At 62.0% G+C, this 19824-nt stretch carries 17 protein-coding genes; 13 read left to right on the top strand and 4 right to left on the bottom strand.

Annotation, left to right across the window (positions count from 1 at the left end; all coding sequences use genetic code 11):
• Positions 1–131: 131 nt before the first annotated feature.
• The 4 genes from AMK00_RS14170 (at position 132) to AMK00_RS14160 (ending at position 5175) form a co-directional block, all read left to right on the top strand.
• A complete protein-coding gene (locus tag AMK00_RS14170) occupies positions 132–596 on the top strand; it encodes an Lrp/AsnC family transcriptional regulator (protein ID WP_064803672.1) in 465 nt (154 codons plus the stop codon).
• 242 nt (positions 597–838) lie between these two features.
• On the top strand, positions 839–1366 hold the full coding sequence (locus AMK00_RS30850) for a BA14K family protein (RefSeq protein WP_082240308.1): 528 nt from the start codon (positions 839–841) through the stop codon (positions 1364–1366).
• 255 nt (positions 1367–1621) lie between these two features.
• A complete protein-coding gene (locus AMK00_RS14165; RefSeq protein WP_064811727.1) occupies positions 1622–2887 on the top strand; it encodes an NAD(P)/FAD-dependent oxidoreductase in 1266 nt (421 codons plus the stop codon).
• Between the two features lie 341 nt (positions 2888–3228).
• Positions 3229–5175, top strand: coding sequence for an elongation factor G (locus AMK00_RS14160; RefSeq protein ID WP_064810768.1), 1947 nt, complete (start codon positions 3229–3231; stop codon positions 5173–5175).
• Between the two features lie 204 nt (positions 5176–5379).
• On the opposite strand, the gene AMK00_RS14155 is transcribed toward AMK00_RS14160, so the two are convergent.
• A complete protein-coding gene (locus AMK00_RS14155) occupies positions 5380–6426 on the bottom strand; it encodes an NAD(P)-dependent alcohol dehydrogenase (protein WP_064810767.1) in 1047 nt (348 codons plus the stop codon).
• Positions 6427–6630: 204 nt separating this feature from the next.
• Between AMK00_RS14155 and AMK00_RS14150 the strand changes: the two genes are divergently transcribed.
• The 3 genes from AMK00_RS14150 to AMK00_RS14140 all read left to right on the top strand — a co-directional run bounded on the left by AMK00_RS14150 (position 6631) and on the right by AMK00_RS14140 (position 10380).
• A complete protein-coding gene (locus AMK00_RS14150) occupies positions 6631–7539 on the top strand; it encodes an AraC family transcriptional regulator (RefSeq protein WP_064810766.1) in 909 nt (302 codons plus the stop codon).
• A 100-nt stretch (positions 7540–7639) separates the two neighbouring features.
• On the top strand, positions 7640–8698 hold the full coding sequence (locus tag AMK00_RS14145) for a glycosyltransferase family 2 protein (RefSeq protein ID WP_064810765.1): 1059 nt from the start codon (positions 7640–7642) through the stop codon (positions 8696–8698).
• Positions 8698–10380, top strand: coding sequence for a hypothetical protein (locus AMK00_RS14140; protein ID WP_064810764.1), 1683 nt, complete (start codon positions 8698–8700; stop codon positions 10378–10380). The genes AMK00_RS14145 and AMK00_RS14140 overlap by 1 nt, the downstream gene beginning before the upstream one ends.
• A gap of 86 nt (positions 10381–10466) precedes the next feature.
• On the opposite strand, the gene AMK00_RS14135 is transcribed toward AMK00_RS14140, so the two are convergent.
• Positions 10467–11471 carry a sugar-binding transcriptional regulator gene (locus tag AMK00_RS14135; RefSeq protein ID WP_064810763.1) on the bottom strand — a complete coding sequence of 335 codons (1005 nt, stop codon included), beginning with the start codon at positions 11469–11471 and terminating at the stop codon, positions 10467–10469.
• 91 nt (positions 11472–11562) lie between these two features.
• Positions 11563–12597, bottom strand: coding sequence for a sn-glycerol-3-phosphate import ATP-binding protein UgpC (locus AMK00_RS14130; protein ID WP_064810762.1), 1035 nt, complete (start codon positions 12595–12597; stop codon positions 11563–11565).
• A 151-nt stretch (positions 12598–12748) separates the two neighbouring features.
• Between AMK00_RS14130 and AMK00_RS14125 the strand changes: the two genes are divergently transcribed.
• The 6 genes from AMK00_RS14125 to AMK00_RS14100 all read left to right on the top strand — a co-directional run bounded on the left by AMK00_RS14125 (position 12749) and on the right by AMK00_RS14100 (position 19283).
• Positions 12749–14107, top strand: coding sequence for an extracellular solute-binding protein (locus AMK00_RS14125; RefSeq protein ID WP_064810761.1), 1359 nt, complete (start codon positions 12749–12751; stop codon positions 14105–14107).
• Between the two features lie 13 nt (positions 14108–14120).
• A complete protein-coding gene (locus AMK00_RS14120) occupies positions 14121–15086 on the top strand; it encodes an ABC transporter permease subunit (protein ID WP_064803654.1) in 966 nt (321 codons plus the stop codon).
• 2 nt (positions 15087–15088) lie between these two features.
• Positions 15089–16009, top strand: coding sequence for an ABC transporter permease subunit (locus tag AMK00_RS14115; protein ID WP_064810760.1), 921 nt, complete (start codon positions 15089–15091; stop codon positions 16007–16009).
• A gap of 27 nt (positions 16010–16036) precedes the next feature.
• The gene (locus AMK00_RS14110; protein WP_064803650.1) at positions 16037–16765 is read left to right on the top strand and encodes a glycerophosphodiester phosphodiesterase family protein; all 729 of its coding nucleotides are present in this window, start codon (positions 16037–16039) and stop codon (positions 16763–16765) included.
• 3 nt (positions 16766–16768) lie between these two features.
• A complete protein-coding gene (locus AMK00_RS14105) occupies positions 16769–17485 on the top strand; it encodes an HAD-IA family hydrolase (protein ID WP_064810759.1) in 717 nt (238 codons plus the stop codon).
• Positions 17486–17651: 166 nt separating this feature from the next.
• A complete protein-coding gene (locus AMK00_RS14100; protein WP_064810758.1) occupies positions 17652–19283 on the top strand; it encodes an FGGY-family carbohydrate kinase in 1632 nt (543 codons plus the stop codon).
• 21 nt (positions 19284–19304) lie between these two features.
• On the opposite strand, the gene AMK00_RS14095 is transcribed toward AMK00_RS14100, so the two are convergent.
• Positions 19305–19763, bottom strand: a complete 459-nt coding sequence (locus AMK00_RS14095) for a hypothetical protein (protein WP_064811726.1) — start codon at positions 19761–19763, stop codon at positions 19305–19307.
• Positions 19764–19824 lie beyond the last annotated feature (61 nt).

Here is a 19824-nt window from a genome sequence, read left to right as displayed (position 1 = left end):
TTTCGAAAATCATGCCGTATTTCCGGCGCGGCATGTTTGCGTTATTTGTTCTTCGCGCGAAATTTGTGCCACTATTTTGCGTGGTGTGGTAAGATTGCGCAAGTTCAAGGCGCAGAGTTGACTTCACGCACATGCTGGACGATCGCGACAGACGTATTCTCGACATGCTGCAGAAGGATGCTGGCATATCCGTGACCGATCTGGCCGAACGCGTGGCGCTATCGGTCTCGGCCTGTTCGCGGCGCATCCAGCGACTGGAGGAGACCGGCTATATCGCCAGGCGCATCGTCGTGCTCGACCGCGAAAGGATGGGCGTGCCGACGACGGTTTTCGCGCTGGTCAAGACGGCCCATCATTCGGACGAGTGGACGGAGAGTTTTCGCAGGATCATCAGCGATATTCCCGAGATCGTCGAGGCCCACCGGTTGACCGGCAACCACGATTACATCCTGAAGATCGTGCTGCCGCGCGTCGAGCATTACGATGTCATCTACAAGCAGATCGTGCGCAAGCTGGAACTCTTCGACGTCTCGGCTTCGATCTCGATGGAAGAGTTGAAGCATGGAATGGCGATACCCGTGGGTTACGTCCGATGAACAGTCATGTGCCGAGGCATGGCAGTATGATCGACGGAGATATTCGTCGCTTTTTCATGCTGGGGGAAAACTTCTCCGATCCGGGCGCCCAACACGATTGCACACGGAGCCGATAATCTCCAGCGCCGGCGATAGCGATTCATTTGTCTCGCTACGGAACGTTTTTCGACATATTGCGTTCACCTTTAGTTCAGGAGGAGGGGAGGATATTTCCTCCAGTTGGAGGATAGAGGAGAACAGTCATGAGAAAGCTAACCGTCGCCGCGTTATGCTTGATCATAGGTGCCCCTGGCATCACGCCCGCTCAGGCGTTTCCGGCTATGAACCCACCCAAGATCGAGGCACAGCAGCAGCAGATAGAGCAAGTACGATGGCGTGGCCGAGGCGGACATCATCGACGAGATAACTTGGGCTGGGCCTTAGGCGGTCTAGCCGTCGGCACCATCATCGGCAGCGCATTGTCACAGCCCTATTACGGCTCGCCTTACCGCTATTACGGGTCGCCTTACGGCTATTACGACTCACCCTACCGCTATTACGGCTCGCCTTACCGGTATTATGGCTCGCCTTACCGATATTATGGGCCGCCTTACCGCTACTATGGCCGGTATTATGCTCCGCCCTATCGGAACTATGCATCGACCGTCTTTTATGGGCGGGGCGGCAGCCATGTGAGCTGGTGCTACGCGCGTTATCGTTCATACAGGGCTTTCGATAATACCTTCCAGCCCTATTATGGACCCCGTCGCCAGTGCATCGGTCCCTATTGATTGGCGCTTGCGCATCGGCGCTGTGAACTGGTTCTAGGCCGACCGACGTCATGATCTGTTCGGACGGCCTGTCTGTATCGAACATCAGCAGAGGCCAGTCTGGGCAGCAATAACTCCGCGTGATTTCCCCTCCGCAAACTTCGCGGGCTTGGTCGACTGCGATCGGTGCAGGGGAGGCATTCCAAAACGGCAGTTGCAACCTTTGCGCCGAAGCCCACATTGGCTTTCAGCAAAATGGCGCAGAAGGGGCAGGGCATGAGCGATCATCACGTCGTCGTTGTCGGCGGCGGTTTCGGCGGGCTGCAGCTCGTCAACGGTTTGAAGGGCGCAGGCGTGAAGATCACGCTCGTCGACCGGCGCAACCATCATCTCTTCCAGCCGCTGCTTTATCAGGTGGCGACCACCATTCTCTCCACTTCGGAAATCGCCTGGCCGATCCGCCGCCTCTATGCCGACCGGCCCGACGTGACAGTGCTGCTCGGCGAGGTCACCGATGTCGACAGCGGTGCGAAGACGGTTTCGCTACGCAACGGCATGACTCTGGGTTACGACACGCTGGTGCTGGCGACAGGGGCGACGCATGCCTATTTCGGCCGTGACGAATGGGAGCCGGTGGCGCCCGGCCTGAAGACGTTGGAGGATGCGACGACGATCCGCCGACGGGTGCTGCTTGCCTTCGAGAAGGCGGAGATGGAGGCCGATCCCGCCGTGCGCGATGCGCTGCTGACCTTCACCATCGTCGGCGCCGGGCCGACCGGCGTCGAGCTTGCCGGCATCATCGCCGAGCTCGCGCATTTCACCCTGCCGAAGGAATTCCGCAACATCGATACGCGCAAGACCCGCGTCGTGCTGGTCGAGGCCGGCCCGCGGGTGCTGCCGACCTTCGCCAAGGAGCTTTCGGCCTATGCGCAAAAGGCGCTGGAGAAACTCGGGGTCGATGTCCTCCTCGGCAAGCCGGTGACGGAGTGCGGCGCCGACGGCGTGCAGATCGGCGAGACCTTCGTCCCGAGCCGGACAATCGTCTGGGCCGCCGGCGTCACGGCTTCGCCAGCCGCCCGCTGGCTTGACGTGCCGGCCGACCGGGCGGGGCGTGTGGTCGTCGAAAAGGATCTGAGCGCGCCGGGCCTGCCCGATGTCTTCGTCATCGGCGACACGGCTTCCGTGATGCGCGAGAACGGTAAGCCGGTGCCGGGCATCGCACCCGCCGCCAAGCAGCAGGGCGGCTACGTCGCCAAGGTCATCCGCGCGCGTCTGTCGGGCAAACCGGCGCCGGCGCCCTTCAAATATTGGCACCAGGGGAGCCTCGCGACGATCGGCAAGAGTGCGGCAATCATCGATTTCGGCCGGATCAAGCTCAGAGGCTGGATCGCCTGGTGGATCTGGGGCATCGCCCATATCTACTTCCTGATCGGCACCCGCTCGCGCTTCTCCGTCGCCTGGAGCTGGCTGTGGATTTATCTCAGCGGCCAGCACAGCGCCCGGCTGATCACGCAGCGCGACACGATGCGGGAGGAGGGGTAGGCTGCTGCGTTGCCTGTCCGGGGGCCTCGAAGGACGAGGCCGGCCACCTTCGTTTCACCCAGCAATATCAGCGCACCGCCCTCGTGGTTCGAGACGGCCCTGCTGGCCTCCTCACCATGAGGGCTGATCGTAGCGTCCGGAGGCGCACACGTCGCCCGCTGAAGCCTTGAATCAGGACGCGTTCAAGCTTGACACATCTCCCCGCCCACCCTTAGCATCCGACCCGCGTCTCCCCAACATCGGGAGGTCACGCGTCCAGCCGTAACAACGGACAGAGGTTCCAATGCGCCGAGTCACTTCTCACGAAAATCACATCCGAATTTCTGAGAAGTTGGTGGTTCATGCGCACTTTGAATCTGGGCATCCTCGCCCATGTGGATGCAGGCAAGACTAGCCTTACCGAAAGACTGCTTTTCAACGCCGGCGTCATCGACAGGCTCGGCAGCGTCGATACCGGCGATACACAGACGGACAATCTCGAACTCGAGCGGCAGCGCGGCATCACGATCCGGGCCGCGGTGGTGTCGTTTGCGATCGGCGACAGGATCGTCAATCTGATCGATACGCCCGGCCATCCCGATTTCATCGCCGAGGTCGAGCGGGTGCTGGGATTGCTGGATGCCGCGGTCGTCGTCGTTTCGGCGGTCGAAGGTGTGCAGGCGCAGACGCGCGTTCTGGTGCGGGCGCTGCGGCGGCTCGGCGTGCCCTTCGTCTTCTTCGTCAACAAGGTCGATCGCCTCGGCGCCCGCTATCAGGAGGTGATGGAGGCGCTTGCCGCGCAGCTTTTCGTCCGGCCGATCGCCATGTCCACCGTTATCGATGCCGGCAGCAAGCTTGCCCGGGTGGAGGCGCTCGCTCCGAGAGATGAGCCGCTTTTCTCGGCGCTCTGCGAGGCGCTTGGGGAAAATGACGAGGCGCTGCTCGATGACTATGTGCTCGCTCCCGATCGGCTGACAAATGAAAGGCTTGGGCGCTCTCTGGCCGATCAGGTGGCGCGCGGCCTCGTGCATCCCGTCTTCGCGGGTGCTGCGATGATCGGTGTCGGCATATCAGACCTGGCATCGGCCATTGCGACGATCCTGCCCGAGCGGCGCCCCGACGCGGATGGTCCGGTCGCCGGCAAAATCTTCAAGATCGAGCGCGGCTGGGGCGGAGAAAAGCTGTGTTATCTCTCCCTGACCTCGGGCACGGTATGGCTCCGGCAAAATCTGAACCTGCCGAAAGGCCCCGAACGCGTAACCGCGATTCAGCTGTTCGAGGATGGCCGGATCCATGGCGCCGAGAGCCTCCGCGCCGGGCAGATCGCGCGCGTCAGCGGTCTCGCCGGCGCGCGGATCGGCGACGCAGTGGGCGGCGATCGGTTTCCCGGTGGGCAGGCTCACTTTGCGCCGCCGACACTCGAAACCCGCGTGCTTGCCCGCCGCCCGTCCGACGAGGCGGCGCTCTGGCTGGCGCTGAACCAGATGGCCGAACAGGACCCGTTGATCAATCTGCGCCGCAACGACGAGACGGACGAGGTGTTCGTCTCACTTTATGGCGAGGTGCAGAAGGAGGTGATCCAATCGACGCTGCTGACGGATTTCAGTCTCGATGCCAGATTTGAGGAAAGCACGGTCATCCTGGCCGAGAGGCCTGTGGGAATCGGGACCGGCCTGCAGATCCTCTTCAAGGAGCCGAATCCGTTTCTCGCGACCGTCGGGCTGCGCGTCGAGCCGCGTCCTGCCGGGGCGGGCAACAGCTTTGCGCTCGAAGTGGATGTCGGCCAGATGCCGGTCGCCTTTTACCGGGCGGTCGAGGAAACCGTGTTCGAGACGCTGAAGCAGGGAATTTTCGGCTGGCAGGTCATCGATTGCCATGTGGCGATGACGGCGGCCCGGCACAGTTCGCCGGCAAGCACTGCCGCCGATTTCCGGCAGTTGACGCCCTGGGTGCTGGCCACGGCGCTATCGGCTGCGCAGACCGTGCTCTGCGAGCCGGTCGACCGCTTTCGTCTCGAGGCGCCGGCGGAAAGTCTAAGCGGCGTACTGACCTTGCTTGCGAGATCAGCCGCGATGACGACGGATTCGGTGATCGCCGATAGCGTCGCCCGGCTCGAAGGCACCATGGCGTCTCAGATGGTGCGGAGCGTCCAGCAGCAATTGCCGGGGCTGACGAGCGGGGCAGGGACGATGGAAACCGCTTTCGATCACTATGCGCCGATGGCCGGGCCGCCGCGCCTACGCCGGCGTTCGGGACCCGATCCGTTTAACGGGGTGGAGTATCTGCTGCGGTTGCGAGGGAGTGTATGAGAGGCGCATTTTGGTCATGGGATGGGGCACACGGCGTGCCGGTCCGAATCCAGCTACGGGGCGGATGCTCCGCGGTGGCGGGCGGGAGCGGCGCTTTCGGGCGATGCTTCGAGGCTCCGCCTTACGGGCTGCGCACCTCAGCATGAGGGCGGTGGAGTTTGCCGCAAAAAAAAGGCGGCCCTTTCGAGCCGCCTTCCATTATCCTCAGGCCGCCAGCGAGGCGATGTCGATGACGAAGCGGTAGCGGACGTCGCTCTTCAGGACGCGTTCATAGGCTTCGTTGACCTGGTCGATGTTGATTCTCTCGATCTCGGAGACGATGTTGTGCTTGCCGCAGAAATCCAGCATTTCCTGGGTTTCCTTGATCGAGCCGATCATGGAGCCGGAGATGCTCTTGCGGCCGGGGACCAGCGAGAAGGCGTGAACCGGGATCGGGTTCTCGGGAACGCCGACCACCACGAAGGAACCATCCACCTTCAGGAGGCCGAGATAGGTGTTCCAGTCGATCTCGGCGCTGACGGTGCAGATGATGAGATCGAACCTGCCGGCGAGCTTGGTGAAGGTTTCCGGGTCGTTGGTGGCGTAATATTCCTTGGCGCCGAGCTTCAGCCCGTCTTCCTTCTTGGAAAGGCTCTGGGAGAGAACGGTGATATCGGCGCCCATGGCCGAACCGAGCTTGACGCCCATATGGCCGAGGCCGCCCATGCCGACGATCGCGACCTTCTTGCCGGGGCCGGCATTCCAGTGGCGCAGCGGCGAATAGAGCGTGATGCCGGCGCAGAGCAGCGGCGCGGAGGCGTCGAGCGGCAGGTTGTCGGGAATGGACATGACATAGCCTTCCTTGACGACGATCGAGTCGGAATAGCCGCCCTGCGTCCTCGTCTTGCCGTCGGCTTCGAAGTCATTGTAGGTGCCGCTGAGACCCGGCATGTACTGTTCGCGGTCGAGGTCGCGCTCGGCGCAGCCGATGCAGGAATCGACGAAGCAGCCGACGCCGACGCGGTCGCCGACCCTGAACTTGGTGACGGCCGAACCGACGGCCGAGACGATGCCGGCGATCTCATGGCCGGGCACGATCGGATAAACGGCGTTCTTCCATTCGTTGCGGACGGTGTGGATGTCCGAATGGCAGATACCGGCAAACTTGATGTCGATGACGACGTCATCCGGGTTGGGGTTGCGGCGCTCGAAGGTGAAAGGGGTCAGCGGCTTGGAAGCGTCGGTGGCGGCGTAGCCTCTTGCAATAGGCATGGGAACCTTCCTTTTCGTTTATGGGAGGGGTTGAGCGGGATGGCGGACTATTGCTTGGAACGGCGGGAGAGGGTTAGAGCGATCCTCTCAGCTTTTTGCATGATCCTGCAAAAGTGAGGCGCCCGCCTGTTTGCGAAACGGCTGAAGCACTCTAGATAGAGGCGGTATCGACGGCGTCGGACAATCGACAGAAAGAGTTGCCGCATGACCTTGCCCTTCAGCCCCTATCAGGAAATCGTAGACATCGCGATGCGCTTCGCGCCTGGCGACGGCGAGTTCTCGACTGCCATCGGCAATCTTCATGTCAGCCGCCGCTCCAAACCGAGCGATCCCTTACACAGCAGCTACCGCCCGTGTTTCGCCTTCGTGCTGCAGGGGGCGAAAAGCCTGCAGCTCGGCACGGAGCAGATCAGCTACGGGACCGGCGACTATCTCCTGACCTCGCTCGACCTGCCGGTCGCCTGGCGGGTCACGGAAGCGAGCCCCGAGGTGCCGCATCTCTGTCTCGGGCTGGCAATCGATTCCGAGAAGCTGCTGGAGTTGCTCAGCCGCATCGACGTTCCGCGGCCGGCTGCCCATACCGACGGGCAGCGCGGGATGGTGGTGAACGTCGCGCCGCCGGAGCTGATGGATGCCGCCGTTCGCCTGCTGCGCTTGCTCGATCGTCCAGGCGACATTCCCGCCATGGCGCCGCTGATCGAGCAGGAAATCCTTTACCGGGTGCTGACTGGGCCGCACGGCGCGCGGCTGATCAACATCGCCACAGCTGACAGCCACAGCAACCGGATCGCACGCGCCGTTGCCTGGCTGAAGGAGAATTTTGCGCGGCCGCTGCGCATCGAGACCCTTGCCGAACGCGTCAATATGAGCGTGTCGTCCTTCCATCATCATTTCAAGTCGGTGACGGCGATGACGCCCGTCCAATATCAAAAGCAGCTTCGCCTGCACGAGGCGCGCCGGCTGATGCTCGTCGAGCGTCTCGATGCCGGCACGGCCGGCCACCGGGTCGGCTATCAGAGCCCGTCGCAGTTCAGCCGCGAATACAGCCGCCTTTACGGCGCTTCGCCGGCCCGCGATGTCGACGGCGTGCGCGAGATCATCGCGGCGGAATAGCGCTAGGGACGTTCGGCGGCTGCTGCCGGCCCGCATTAAAGGATGTTTGACGTTTCCCGGCTAGGCTGGCGCCAACAATCAAGCAGGCACCGTCGTCCGCATGACGCAAACACCGTTCCTTTCGATCGTCGCGCCTTGTCACAACGAGGAAGAAGGCCTGCGCGAATTCTGCCGCCGCGCCGCCGCCGCTGCTCAGAGCGTCGCCGGTGACGCCTTCGAACTCATTCTCGTCGATGACGGCTCATCAGATGGCACCTGGGAGATCATTTCGGATCTGGCAGCCAAGGTGCCGCAGGTGCTCGGTGTTCGCCTCCTGCGCAATCACGGCCACCAGCTGGCATCGACGGCGGGTCTTTCGGCGTCACGGGGCGAGCACGTGCTCCTGATCGACGCCGACCTTCAGGATCCGCCCGAGCTGTTGTTGATGATGATGCCGATCATGGAGCGCGGCGCCGACGTCGTTTACGGTCAGCGCACACGTCGCGAGGGTGAAACCTGGTTCAAGCTCGCCTCCGCTTCGCTTTTCTACCGCACGCTCTCCAGGTTCGCTTCTGTAAGCATCCCGCGCGATACAGGCGATTTCCGGCTGATGCGCCGGCGCGTCGTCGATATTCTTCTGGCGATGCCGGAGCGTGATCGTTTCATCCGCGGCATGGTCAGCTGGATCGGCGGCCGGCAGGTGGCTCTGCCTTACGAGCGGGACGCCCGTTTTGCCGGAACGACGAAATATCCGCTGCGCAAAATGATCAATTTCGCCCTCGATGCGATCACCAGCTTTTCAACGACGCCACTGCGCATTGCCACATGGCTCGGCATGATCAGCGCCGGTGTGGCGATGGCGTTGCTCGTCTATACCTTCGTTCGCTGGCTGCAGGGCGAGACCGTCACCGGCTGGTCGTCGATCATGGCCGCTGTCAGCGCCTTCAGCGCCATCCAGCTGATCTGCATCGGCATCATCGGCGAGTATCTCGGCCGTCTGGTGCAGGAGAGCAAGAGGCGGCCGATGTTCATGGTCGAGACGATCCTGCGGGGCGGCGACCAGGCCGAACTGCCGACGACTTTTTCTGAAATGAGCGCCGGCGACCGGCGCGCCGCGCTGGATTCGGCCTTCGCGCCGGCAGAGTTGCCGCGGCCGCAAAAGAGCAACCGGATCAAATAATGAATCGAATTGCTGCGCCTGTTCATGCCGCGGCCGTGCCGGAGGATTTGATCGCCCGGCAGGACTCCACCATTGCGATCGCCGTTTTCGTCGCGCTTGCGGCTGCATTGGTCGTCCTGTTTCACTTTCCGCCGGTTCTCGACTACGCCAATCACTACGCCCGGATTTGGCTGCTTTCGGGCGGCATCGGCGAACAGCCGTTCCCTGAGATCTATGCGATCGATTGGAACCGCACCTTCACCAATGTCGGGATAGATCTTCTCGCCGTCTGGCTGGGGCCGCTGGTCGGCACCGACAGGTTGGCGCGGACATTGCTCTTTCTGGCGATCGTGTTGCCGCCGCTTGGTGCGATCGGGCTGCACCGCTTGCTCTTCGGTGGCCGGCACTATTGGCAGATCGCCATGCTGTCGTTCGGCTGGTGTTCGACGATGATCGGCGGCTTCATCAATTTTCAGATCGGCCTCGGCATGGCCTTGTTCTTCTCGTGCATCGATCTGCGGCTGCAGGGCGGAAATCCGGTCTGGGTTTTTGCCTGGCGGCTCGCCGCCGCACTGCTGCTGACGGTGATGCACATTTTCTCGCTGGGCTTCTATATAGCGATCGTCTGCGGCCTCGAATTTTCCTGGCGCATCGACATATTGCGATCAAAGGCCGCTTTGGCGAGGCTTACCGGCCGATTGGTGCTGGCGATCAGTGCCTGCGCCCTACCGCCGCTCGCGTTGTACCTCCGCACTGCTGCTTTACCAGATGCCGGGGGGAGCGGCCTTGGGCTTGCCTGGAACGATGGCGTCATCCTGATCCTGATAAACCTTGTCTCCGCCATCACGACCTATGTTCCCTTGGTGGACGTCGTGCTGTTTCTGCCACTGATCCTCATCTGCACGCGGGCCGCACGTACGGGCGACATGCAGGTGCATGCGGGGCTTGCCGTTACCGCCTGCGGATTGTTGCTTCTTTCCTGTATTTCGCCGCGACACGCTCTCGGCACCGGCTGGATCAGCTGGCGTTTTCCGATCATGACGGCGCTCGTCGCCATGGCGATGGTGTGCCCGTTTGCCAATTTGACACGCCGGCAGGCGCTGTCGCTGGCGCTGGTCATCAATCTTGCGGTCTTCGGCCGAGCCGGCTGGATCGGGTGGAATTGGTGGCTGGCGCAGAAAGATGTCGCGGCTGTCGAGGCTGTGCTGAGAAAGATACCCGCCGGCACGGCCGTGCTGCCTCTGGGGCATGAACCGGAGACCGCCAGCAGCCTTGCCCATTCCAATCGGCACTTTGCCTGGGGATTGGATACCTTTAGGCATTTGCCGACGCTCGCCGTGCCGTTCTCGCATGCTTTCGTGCCGACGCTCTTCACGGCAAAGGGCAAGCAGCCGCTTTCCGTCCTGCCGCCATGGTCCCAGATCGCAGTTCCCGAGGGCAATCTGGTGTCGATCGCCGTACTTTCATGCCCGGCAATGATGCGGGAATATATGGATTTTACGCCCTATTTGTCGGATTGGCGCAGGCGTTTCGATTTTATCCTCATTGCCAATGCCGATATCCCCGACCGTTATGTCGGCAGCTTGATGCCGGCGGGACTGACGCTCATCGAGGATGCCGGTTTCGCGCAGCTTTATGCGATCGACAAGGTAATGCCGGCGGAACCTCTCTCGATCCCGGCCGGTTGCGCCAGAGCGTCTTAGAGCGGTTCAGCGTTTCACGGAAGTGCAGAACCGCTCTAAGCTTTTGGATTTACGCTCCAGGCTGCCGATGCCGTGCCTGTTCGGCTCTACGAACTGCCGGTCGTCCTGAGCTCGAGCGCAAGCTGTTGTGCCTGTCGTGCCGTGTCTTCGTCGCAAATCAGCACGTTGCCCAGGCCGGACAGCAGCACGGCTGCGATCGCCTGCGCCTTGTTCAGGCCGCCGGACGCGAAGACGACATTGGGAATGGCGCGCAGGGCCTCCAGCTCGGGAGCGATTGCGCACCTGTTTATGGCATGGTCGATCGGCCGCCCGATCTTATCGACGAACTGGCCGAGCACGTCACCACAGGCACCGGCTGCGAGCAATTCCTCTATGTTGATGTTGCGTGGCAAGCCGTAGCGCATCAGCAGCGAACGCTCCGTCATGTCGCCGATGCTGAGCACGATGACATCATTCGTCTCGATCTGTCGAAAGGCTGATTCAAAAACATCCTGCCGGACGATTGCCGTCCGCGATTCCGGGCTGCCGGCATAGATCGGAGCAGCCAGATAGGAGCATTCGGCATTGAGCTGGCGGGCAAGATCGCTTGCAATGTCAAAGGTATTGATTTCGATGCCGTGCGTCAGCCCGCCCATGACCGAATTGACGCAGATATCAGGCCGTCTGAGGGAAGGCATATGACGCACCATCTCGCGCAGCGTCGCTCCCCACCCGACGCCGACGCCGCGGATATTGCCGCCGTTCAGCAGCTGGACGAGATAATCGGCGGCCGCCTGGCCGAGCAGGACCGGGATCAGTTGCGCATCCTCGGGCGTCGGTACGATAATTGCCCGATTGAGGTTGAATTCTGCCGCCAGCTGCTGCTCCAGGGCGACACAGGACGTCAGCCGGGAATTGAGGGTGATCGTCACAAGGCCAGATCGGCGCGCCTCGGCGATGATCTTGTTGACGCGAAGCCTGTTGGTCGAAAGTGCTTCTGCGATTTCACCCTGGGTGCGTCCCTCCATGTAATAGAGCCAGACCACGCGCACCTGCATCTGTTCGTCCGGGAGCGCTACGGGCGCGGAAGAAGCACTTCTGTTCTGTGACATGCGATAATCTGCGCCTCCGCTTCGACGCCATGGATCTCAAATCCCCGGCGCTTGTCAATCGCCGGGGGCCGTGTCAGCCGCTTCACCTCGATCAGTCGGTTCGCCGGCCGGTCGACTTGTTGAAGGGATGCAAAGCTTCCATGCGTACATGACACGAAATGCGATCGCTTTCCCGCAGATGTCGATCGGTAGGCACGCTCGCGATGATGCGCTTTCGGCTGTCGTCGATGCGCAGATGCACGTTGTTCTCATCGCCGACGGTTTCGATCAATTCGACATGGGCATCGAACCGGAGATCATGCTCCGATCCGGCGCCGAGGTTGATCGCACCAGGTCTGATGCCGACGAGATCCGTGTCCCTGGGAAGCGCGAGGTCGCTGGGGCCGAGTTCATCCAGATCGATCAGGTTCATCGGCGGAGAACCGATAAAGCCGGCAACGAAGACAGTTTCGGGACGGCGATACACCTCGACCGGTGTCCCGATCTGTTCGATTCGGCCGCCATTCATGACGACGAGCCTGTCGGCGAGGGTCATCGCCTCAAGCTGGTCGTGCGTCACATAGAGACTGGTCGTCTTGAGCTGCCGCTGCAACCTGCGAATTTCGACACGCATTTGCACGCGAAGCTTCGCATCCAGATTGGACAAGGGCTCGTCGAACAGGAAGGCGGCGGGATCGCGGACGATGGCGCGGCCCATGGCGACGCGCTGGCGCTGGCCGCCCGAGAGCTGGCGGGGGCGCCGGTCGAGAAACTCGCCGATCTCCAGCATGCCGGCGGCATTGGCGATCCGCCGGTCGATCTCCCCGCGCGGCACGCGGCGGTTCTTGAGGCCGTATTCGAGATTCTGGCGAACGGTCATATGCGGATAGAGCGCGTAGTTCTGGAAGACCATGGCGATGTTGCGGCCGGCCGGATCGACATGGCCGACGTCGTTTCCTGCTATCCTGAGGTGCCCGGAGCTTATCGCCTCGAGGCCGGCAATCATCCGCAGCAGGGTCGATTTCCCGCATCCCGAAGGCCCGACCAGCACGATCATTTCGCCGTCCGCGACAGTCAGATTGATCCCTTTTACCGCGGGAACCGGTCCGTAATTCTTCCTCAGATCGATCAGTTCGATAGCCGCCATGCATCCTTCCTCCGGGGTCGTCATACATTTGTAACATGCTATTGACATTTGTAACAAGTGACCCCAACCTTGTTTTATCGCCACTCTGGGAGGGGTTGACCGGCGCTCGACGCACCGGTCGGCGAACAAAGGCAATGGAGAGGAAAACGAAATGACGGCAATGTCTTCGATAGGGTCCCGTATCGGGCGGACGATCCGGTCATTCGCGGCGGGCGCTGCCCTGGTGACGCTTGGATTGGCAAATGCAAGCCACGCCAGCGCCGCCGATCGTGTCAAGATCGAATGGTGGAACGCGGCAGGCGGTCGCCTGGCCGAGATCACCAACCAGCTGATTAAGGACTTCAACGCCTCGCAGGACAAATACGAGGTCGTCGGCATCGGCAAAGGCAATTATGAAGAGACCATGGCGGCAATGGTGGCCGCCTATCGCGTCCATCAGCAGCCCGTGCTGATCCAGGCGGCCGAGCGCGGCTTTCTGACCATGTACAATTCCGGCGCGATCATTCCGGCGCCGGAGCTGATGGAGAAGGAAGGCTACAAGATCGACTGGAATGATTTCGTCGCGCCGGTCGCCGGTTTCTATCTGGTCGACGGCAAGCCGGCGGCGATGCCCTTCAACAGCTCGACGCCGATCTTCTGGTACAATGCCGATCATTTCAAGGCAGCCGGCTTCGACAAGCCGGGCGAGACCTGGCAGGAGCTCGACAAGCAGCTGCGTGCCATCAAGGAGAAGGGCGTTTCGAAGTGCCAGATGGCGCTTGCGAACGACTTCTACTGGAGCCTGATCGAGAACTATGCTGCGATCCAGGACCAGCCTTATGGCACCAAGGCGAATGGCTTCGGCGGCCTCGACACCGAATTCATCTTCAACAAGAGCCCGTTGGTGGTCGGTCAGGTGACGCGCTTGAAGACTTGGATGGACGCCGGCATCCTGCAGATCGCCGGGCAGGGGCTCTCGCCAGACCAGCTGTTCACCTCCGGAACCTGCTCGACCTATGTGGCCTCCACCGCGGCGCATGCCGCCGTCGAGAGCGGCGCGAAATTCAATTGGAGCGCGACCTTCCTGCCGCATGAGGAAGGCATCGAGCCGAAGAACAGCACCATCGGCGGCGGCGCGCTTTGGGTCCTGAAAGGCAAGTCGGAGGAAGAATATGCCGGTGCTGCCGCCTTCCTGAACTTCCTTGCCTCACCGAAGACGCAGGTCTGGTGGAGCAAGCAGACCGGCTATGTGCCGGTGACCAACGCCGCCTATGAGCAGGCCAAGTCCGAGGGCTATTTCAAGGACCACCCGACCCGCGAGATCGCCATTCTCCAGCTCACACGCGGTACCCCAACCGACAACTCGCGCGGCTTCCGCTTCGGCAATCACAATCAGGCGATGGCGCTTCTGGTCGAAGAGATCCAGGGTGTCTGGACCGGCCAGAAGACACCACAGCAGGCGCTGGATGCCGCGGCGGCCCGCGGAAACCAGATCCTTCGCCAGTATGAGCAGCTTCATGCAGCAAAGTAGAACCTTGGGAAAGATGGAAGGCGCCGCCCGGCGCCTTCGCATCCCGGATCTTCTGTCGACGGGCCGCTCGGTCGCGCAGCCGTCGGAGGCCGGATTGAAGTCCGCCCACTTCAACAAGCCGTGGCTCGCCTTCGGCCTGGTTGCGCCGCAACTGCTGATCCTCCTGTTCTTCTTTTTCATACCGTCCTACAAGGCGCTATCGCTGGCCTTCGTTCAGGTCGATCCCTTCGGCGGCACGCAGATTTTCGTCGGGCTCACGAATTTCTACAATCTCTTCGCCAGCCCGGAATATCGCGGCAGCGCGCTGTTCACGCTCTGGTTCACCGTTGCCCAGAACGCCGCAACGCTTCTGCTTGCCGGTCTCTTTGCCTTCGCGACCGATTTCGTGATCAGGGGCAGGGGGATCTACAAGAGCATCATCCTGCTTCCCTATGCGATCGCGCCTGTAATCTCGGGCGTCATCTGGGCCTTCCTGTTCAATCCGGCGGTGGGGCCGGTCGCGCAGCTTCTGCATGGGTTCGGCTTCGAATGGGACCCGAACCGGCGGCCTTTCGATGCGCAGCTTCTGGTGACGATCGCTTCGGTCTGGAAGAATGTCTGCTACGACTACATCTTCCTCGTCGCCGCCTTGCTGGCCGTGCCTGCCTCGCTGCTGGAGGCGGCAAAGCTCGATGGCGCAAGACCGGTGCGGCGCTTCTTCACCATTTCGCTTCCCCTGATCTCGCCGACGATCTTCTTCCTCGTGGTGATGAACTTCGTCTACGGCCTGTTCGAAACCTTCGGCATCATCGACGCGGTCACCCGCGGCGGCCCGGCGGGGGCGACGAACAGCCTGGTCTACAAGGTCTATCAGGATGGTTTCGTGCAGCTCGACCTCGGCTCGTCAGCCGCGCAATCGGTGCTTTTGATGCTGATCGCCATCCTCTTCACCATCGTTCAATTCCGCGCGCTCGAGCGCAAGGTCAATTACCAGGTGTAGCCATGCCCGAACGCCATCTCGGCCTTTCGATCTTCTGCCACGCCATATTGCTGATCGGCGCGGTCTTCGTCTGCCTGCCGCTCTATTTCGCCTTCGTCGCCGGCTCGCTCACCTTGCAGGAGGTGCAGCAGGCGCCGTTTCCGGTTTTGCCCGGCTCGCATTTCTTCGAAAACCTAGCCGCCGCCTGGCAGCAGGGCGAGTTCTCGCAGCTGTTCCTGAATTCGATCATCGTCACCGCCGGCATCGTCGTCGGCAAGTTGGCGATCTCGCTGATCGCCGCATTCGGCGTCACCTATTTCCGCTTCCCGTTCCGGATGACGGCGTTCTGGCTGATCTTCGTGTCGCTGATGCTTCCGGTCGAAGTCCGCATCATCCCAACCTATGAGGCGGTCGCCGATGCCGCCGGGCCGGTCCGTTGGCTCGCCGGCATCATCGGCCTTTTCGGCGTCGTCGAAGGGCTGACGGGCTACAGCATCGAAGCCTCGTTGAAATGGAACATGGTCAACAGCTATGCCGGCCTGATCCTGCCGCTGATCGCCTCTGCCTCGGCAACCTTCCTGTTCCGGCAGTTCTTCCTCACCGTTCCCGACGAGCTTTGCGAGGCGGCCAAGCTCGACGGCGCCGGCCCCTTGAAGTTCTTCAAGGATATCCTGCTGCCGCTGTCGAGCGCCAATATCGCGGCGCTCTCGATCATCCTGTTTCTCTATGGCTGGAATCAATATTTGTGGCCGCTGCTCTTCACCACCGACAAGGAGATGGGAACGGCGGTCCTGGGGCTGAAGCAACTCGTTCCAGTCTCGGACTCGGCACCTGCCTGGAACATTGCGATGAGCGCTGCGCTGCTCGTCATGCTGCCGCCCGCGGCCGTCATTCTCTTCATGCAACGCTGGTTCACCAAGGGGCTGGTGGACTCCGGAAAGTAATACGCAAATCTCAAGGATATTCAGACGATGGTGCATATCATCGGCCACCGCGGTGGCCGCAATCTCTGGCCTGAAAACAGTCTTTCGGGCTTCCGCAACCTTGCGCAAATGCCGGTCGATGGCGTGGAGTTCGACATCCACCTGACGCGCTCGGGCGAAATGCTCGTCATTCACGATCCGACGCTCGAACGCACGACGGATGCGCGCGGGCCGGTCGCCGACCTCGGCCCGGTAAAACATCGCGAAGTCAGCCTCAAGGATAGCGACGGGGAGGTGATCCCCACCTTGGAAGATGTGCTTGCCGTCTTCAAGAACACGCCGCTCGAGCTTCATATCGAACTGAAGACGCATGCCGATGGCACGCCCTACGAGGGGCTGGCCGCCAAGGCATTCGCCGCCGTCGAGCGGTTTGGTCTGACGGAGCGCTCGATCCTGACGAGCTTTCATCCCGAGGTGCTTGCCGATATCCGCAAAGCCGCGCCCGGCATTCGCACCCTGTCGTCCTTTGACGCCAAGTCGGCCGAGCGTCTCGGCCTTGCGAGCGGCCTCAGCCTGATGAAGCAATACTCGGATATCATCGCCGTCGAGAAGTCGCTGCTTCAGGCGAAGTGGGACGAGATCACCAAGCTCGTGCCGCTCGACCGGCTCGGCGCCTGGGTTCCGAACGAGATGAGCGATCTCGAATACTGGCTTGCCAAACCGATCCGGCAGATCACCACGGACCGGCCGGATCTCGCCCTGCAGGCGCGGAGGTGAGGCGTGCTCGATGACCGCATCGATTATCCCGGTACCCGAGGCGTCATGGACAGCATCGACCTCGTGATCTTCGATTGCGACGGCGTGCTGATCGACAGCGAGCCGATCGCCAGCCGTACGCTGGCGGAAACGCTGCAAGGCGCCGGCATCGCGATCAGCGCGGCGGAGGCGCATGTCAAATTCACCGGCAATTCGGAAAGCATCATCGCCGAGATGTGCCGGCGCGAATACGAGATCATCGACGTCGCCGCGCTGTTCGAGAAATGGCATCTTCATCTCTTCGAGGAATTCGCGCGCTCGCTGACGCCCATTGCCGGCATTGCCGAGGTCGTCAACAGTCTCGACCGTCCGAAATGCGTCGCGTCGAACAGCACGATGCGGCGGCTACGCAACAGCCTGGGCAAACTCGATCTCTGGAGCGCCTTCGGCGAAGACGTCTTCAGCGCCGAATTCGTCTCTCGGCCGAAGCCGGCCCCCGATCTGCTTCTGCATTGCGCCGAGCGCTTTCGGGCCCGGCCGGCCAACTGCGTCATGATCGACGACAGCGTTCATGGTGTGGCGGCGGCAATCGCCGCAGGCATGACGGCCATCGGATTCGTCGATCCGGCCGACCCGAGGCCCGGTCGCCGCGCCGTGCTCGATGCCGCCGGAGCTGCGGCCGTTGCGACAGGCGCGGGGGAGCTCACCGCCATTCTGGAAAATGTCGGAGGGAGGCTGTGATGGCGCGCCGGGCGGAGGGCGCGTTCAGCGCCCAGCCTCCTTGCCATGTTGCCGTGACCGCGTAATGTCAGCGTCCCTGGAGGCGGGGATCTTTCCAGGCAACAGACTTTGAATTCGACCGCAGCTGCTAATCAACCCGATCCCTGGCGATCCGAAACGAGAGACCATGACCGACACATCTCATACCGCAGAAGCCGGCGCCAAATATGTCATCGGCGTCGATGTGGGCACCGGCAGCGCCCGGGCCGGCCTGTTCGATATGGCCGGCAGCATGCTTGCCTCCGCCAAGCGGAATATCAGCCTGTTTCACGAAGCCGGTTCCATCGTCGAACAATCGAGCAGCGAAATCTGGAGCGCCGTTTGCGCCGCCGTGCGAGAGGCGGTTGCCGCAGCCGGCATCGATGCGGCTTCCGTAGTCGGGCTGGGATTCGACGCCACTTGCTCGCTCGTGGTCCTTGGCGAAGGCGGCAAGTCGCTTCCCGTCGGGCCTTCGGAAGATCCGGAACGCGATGTTATCGTGTGGATGGACCACCGCGCCGTCCCACAGGCGGAGCGCATCAATGCGTTTGGGCATGATGTGCTGCGTTATGTCGGTGGTCGTATTTCGCCCGAAATGGAAACCCCCAAGCTTCTCTGGCTGAAAGAAAACCGCCCCCAGGTTTTCGATGCCGCTTGGCAATTCTTCGATCTTGCGGATTTCCTCACCTGGCGGGCGACCGGCGATCTGTCGCGCTCGACCTGCACGGTCACCTGCAAATGGACCTATCTCGCTCATGAAAAGCGGTGGGACAGCGGTTATTTCCATCAGATCGGTCTCGGCACGCTGGCCCGGGAAGGGTTTGCCCGCATCGGCAAAATCATTGTCGAGCCCGGCTCCGCGCTTGGCGAGGGGCTGACCGTGGCTGCGGCGGAGGAACTCGGCCTGGGCCCGGGAACGGCCGTGGCAGCCGGGCTGATCGATGCCCATGCCGGCGGTGTCGGAACCGTTGGCACCGATCCGCAAGCCAATCTTGCCTATGTTTTCGGGACTTCTTCCTGCACGATGACATCGACGGCAGAACCGTCTTTTGTGCCCGGTGTCTGGGGACCTTACTATTCGGCGATGGTGCCGGGTCTCTGGTTGAACGAGGGCGGCCAGAGTGCCGCCGGCGCGGCGATCGACCACCTTCTCTCCTTTCATCCGGCGGCCGGAAAGGCGAAGGAGCTCGCCAAGAGCGCCGGCGTTGCGCTGCCGGTCCTGCTTGCCGACATGGCTACCGCCAAGGCGGGCCGGTCTTCCGACGCGGTCAAGCTGGTGGCTGGGCTGCACGTCGTTCCCGAATTCCTCGGCAACCGTGCGCCCTTCGCCGATCCGCATGCCCGCGCGGTCATTGCCGGTCTCGGCATGGAGCGGGATATCGACAACCTGGTTGCGCTCTACATCGCGGGGCTTTGCGGCATCGGCTACGGCCTCAGGCAGATCATCGAAACGCAGGCCGAGGCGGGCGTGACCGTCGAGAACATCGTCATCAGCGGCGGGGCCGGCCAGCACGATTTCGTCCGCCAGCTGCTCGCCGATGCGAGCGGCAAGCCGGTAGTGGCGACGAAGGCCGAGGAGCCGGTATTGCTGGGAGCGGCCATTCTCGGCGCTGTCGCCGGCCGGCAATTTGCCGATGTTGGCGAGGCAATGAGCGAGCTCACCAGGGTGGAAAAGCGTTTTCAGCCGTCAGAGGGCGAGATTTCAGATCTCCACCGCAAGCGTTACGAAGCGTTCAAGGAGCTTCAGACGTTGGTGCGCAAGCTTCGCAGCGACGGCTGACATCGAGACAAATGTCGCGGGCTAATTATTGATGGCGATGATCGCCCAATGGCTTTCCTCGCAAGCGTTGTCGTCGCAGACTGCACCCATCCAGACGGCGCCATTTGCGAGCATGACTCCTTCGCTGTTGACGAAGAGATCCTCATATTGCTGGCGCCCGACTGCGCTGCGGGTCTCCGGAGTCACCAGATCGTCGAAATTCTCGATGAAATCCTCGGCGTTTTCGACATCATAGGTTTCGCCATCTGCCTTAACGCTCAGCGGATATTCGGCAAGGCCGGCGATGGTCTCGGCGTCGCCGGAGCGCATGGCCAGAACAAGCTGGCGCAGCGGCCGGTCGAAGCCGGCAGCATTGCCGTGCAATTCCTCGATGCGGTTATAGACCTCATTCTCCGACTGTGCGGCGGCGCGGCCGGTGAAGGGCGTCGTTGCCAGGAGCATCACTCCGGCTAAGAGAAGGGCAGCAGATAGACGCGACATGGAAGGCTCCCGGCAAATGACATTCTGCAGCATTCTGCAATCTCAATCCGGCGTCCGCCTA

Origin of the sequence: Rhizobium sp. N621 (genome assembly GCF_001664325.1) — a bacterium.
GTDB lineage: Bacteria > Pseudomonadota > Alphaproteobacteria > Rhizobiales > Rhizobiaceae > Rhizobium > Rhizobium esperanzae.
The sequence above is the reverse complement of the archived record's forward strand: the minus strand, read 5'-3'. Positions and strand labels throughout refer to the sequence as shown.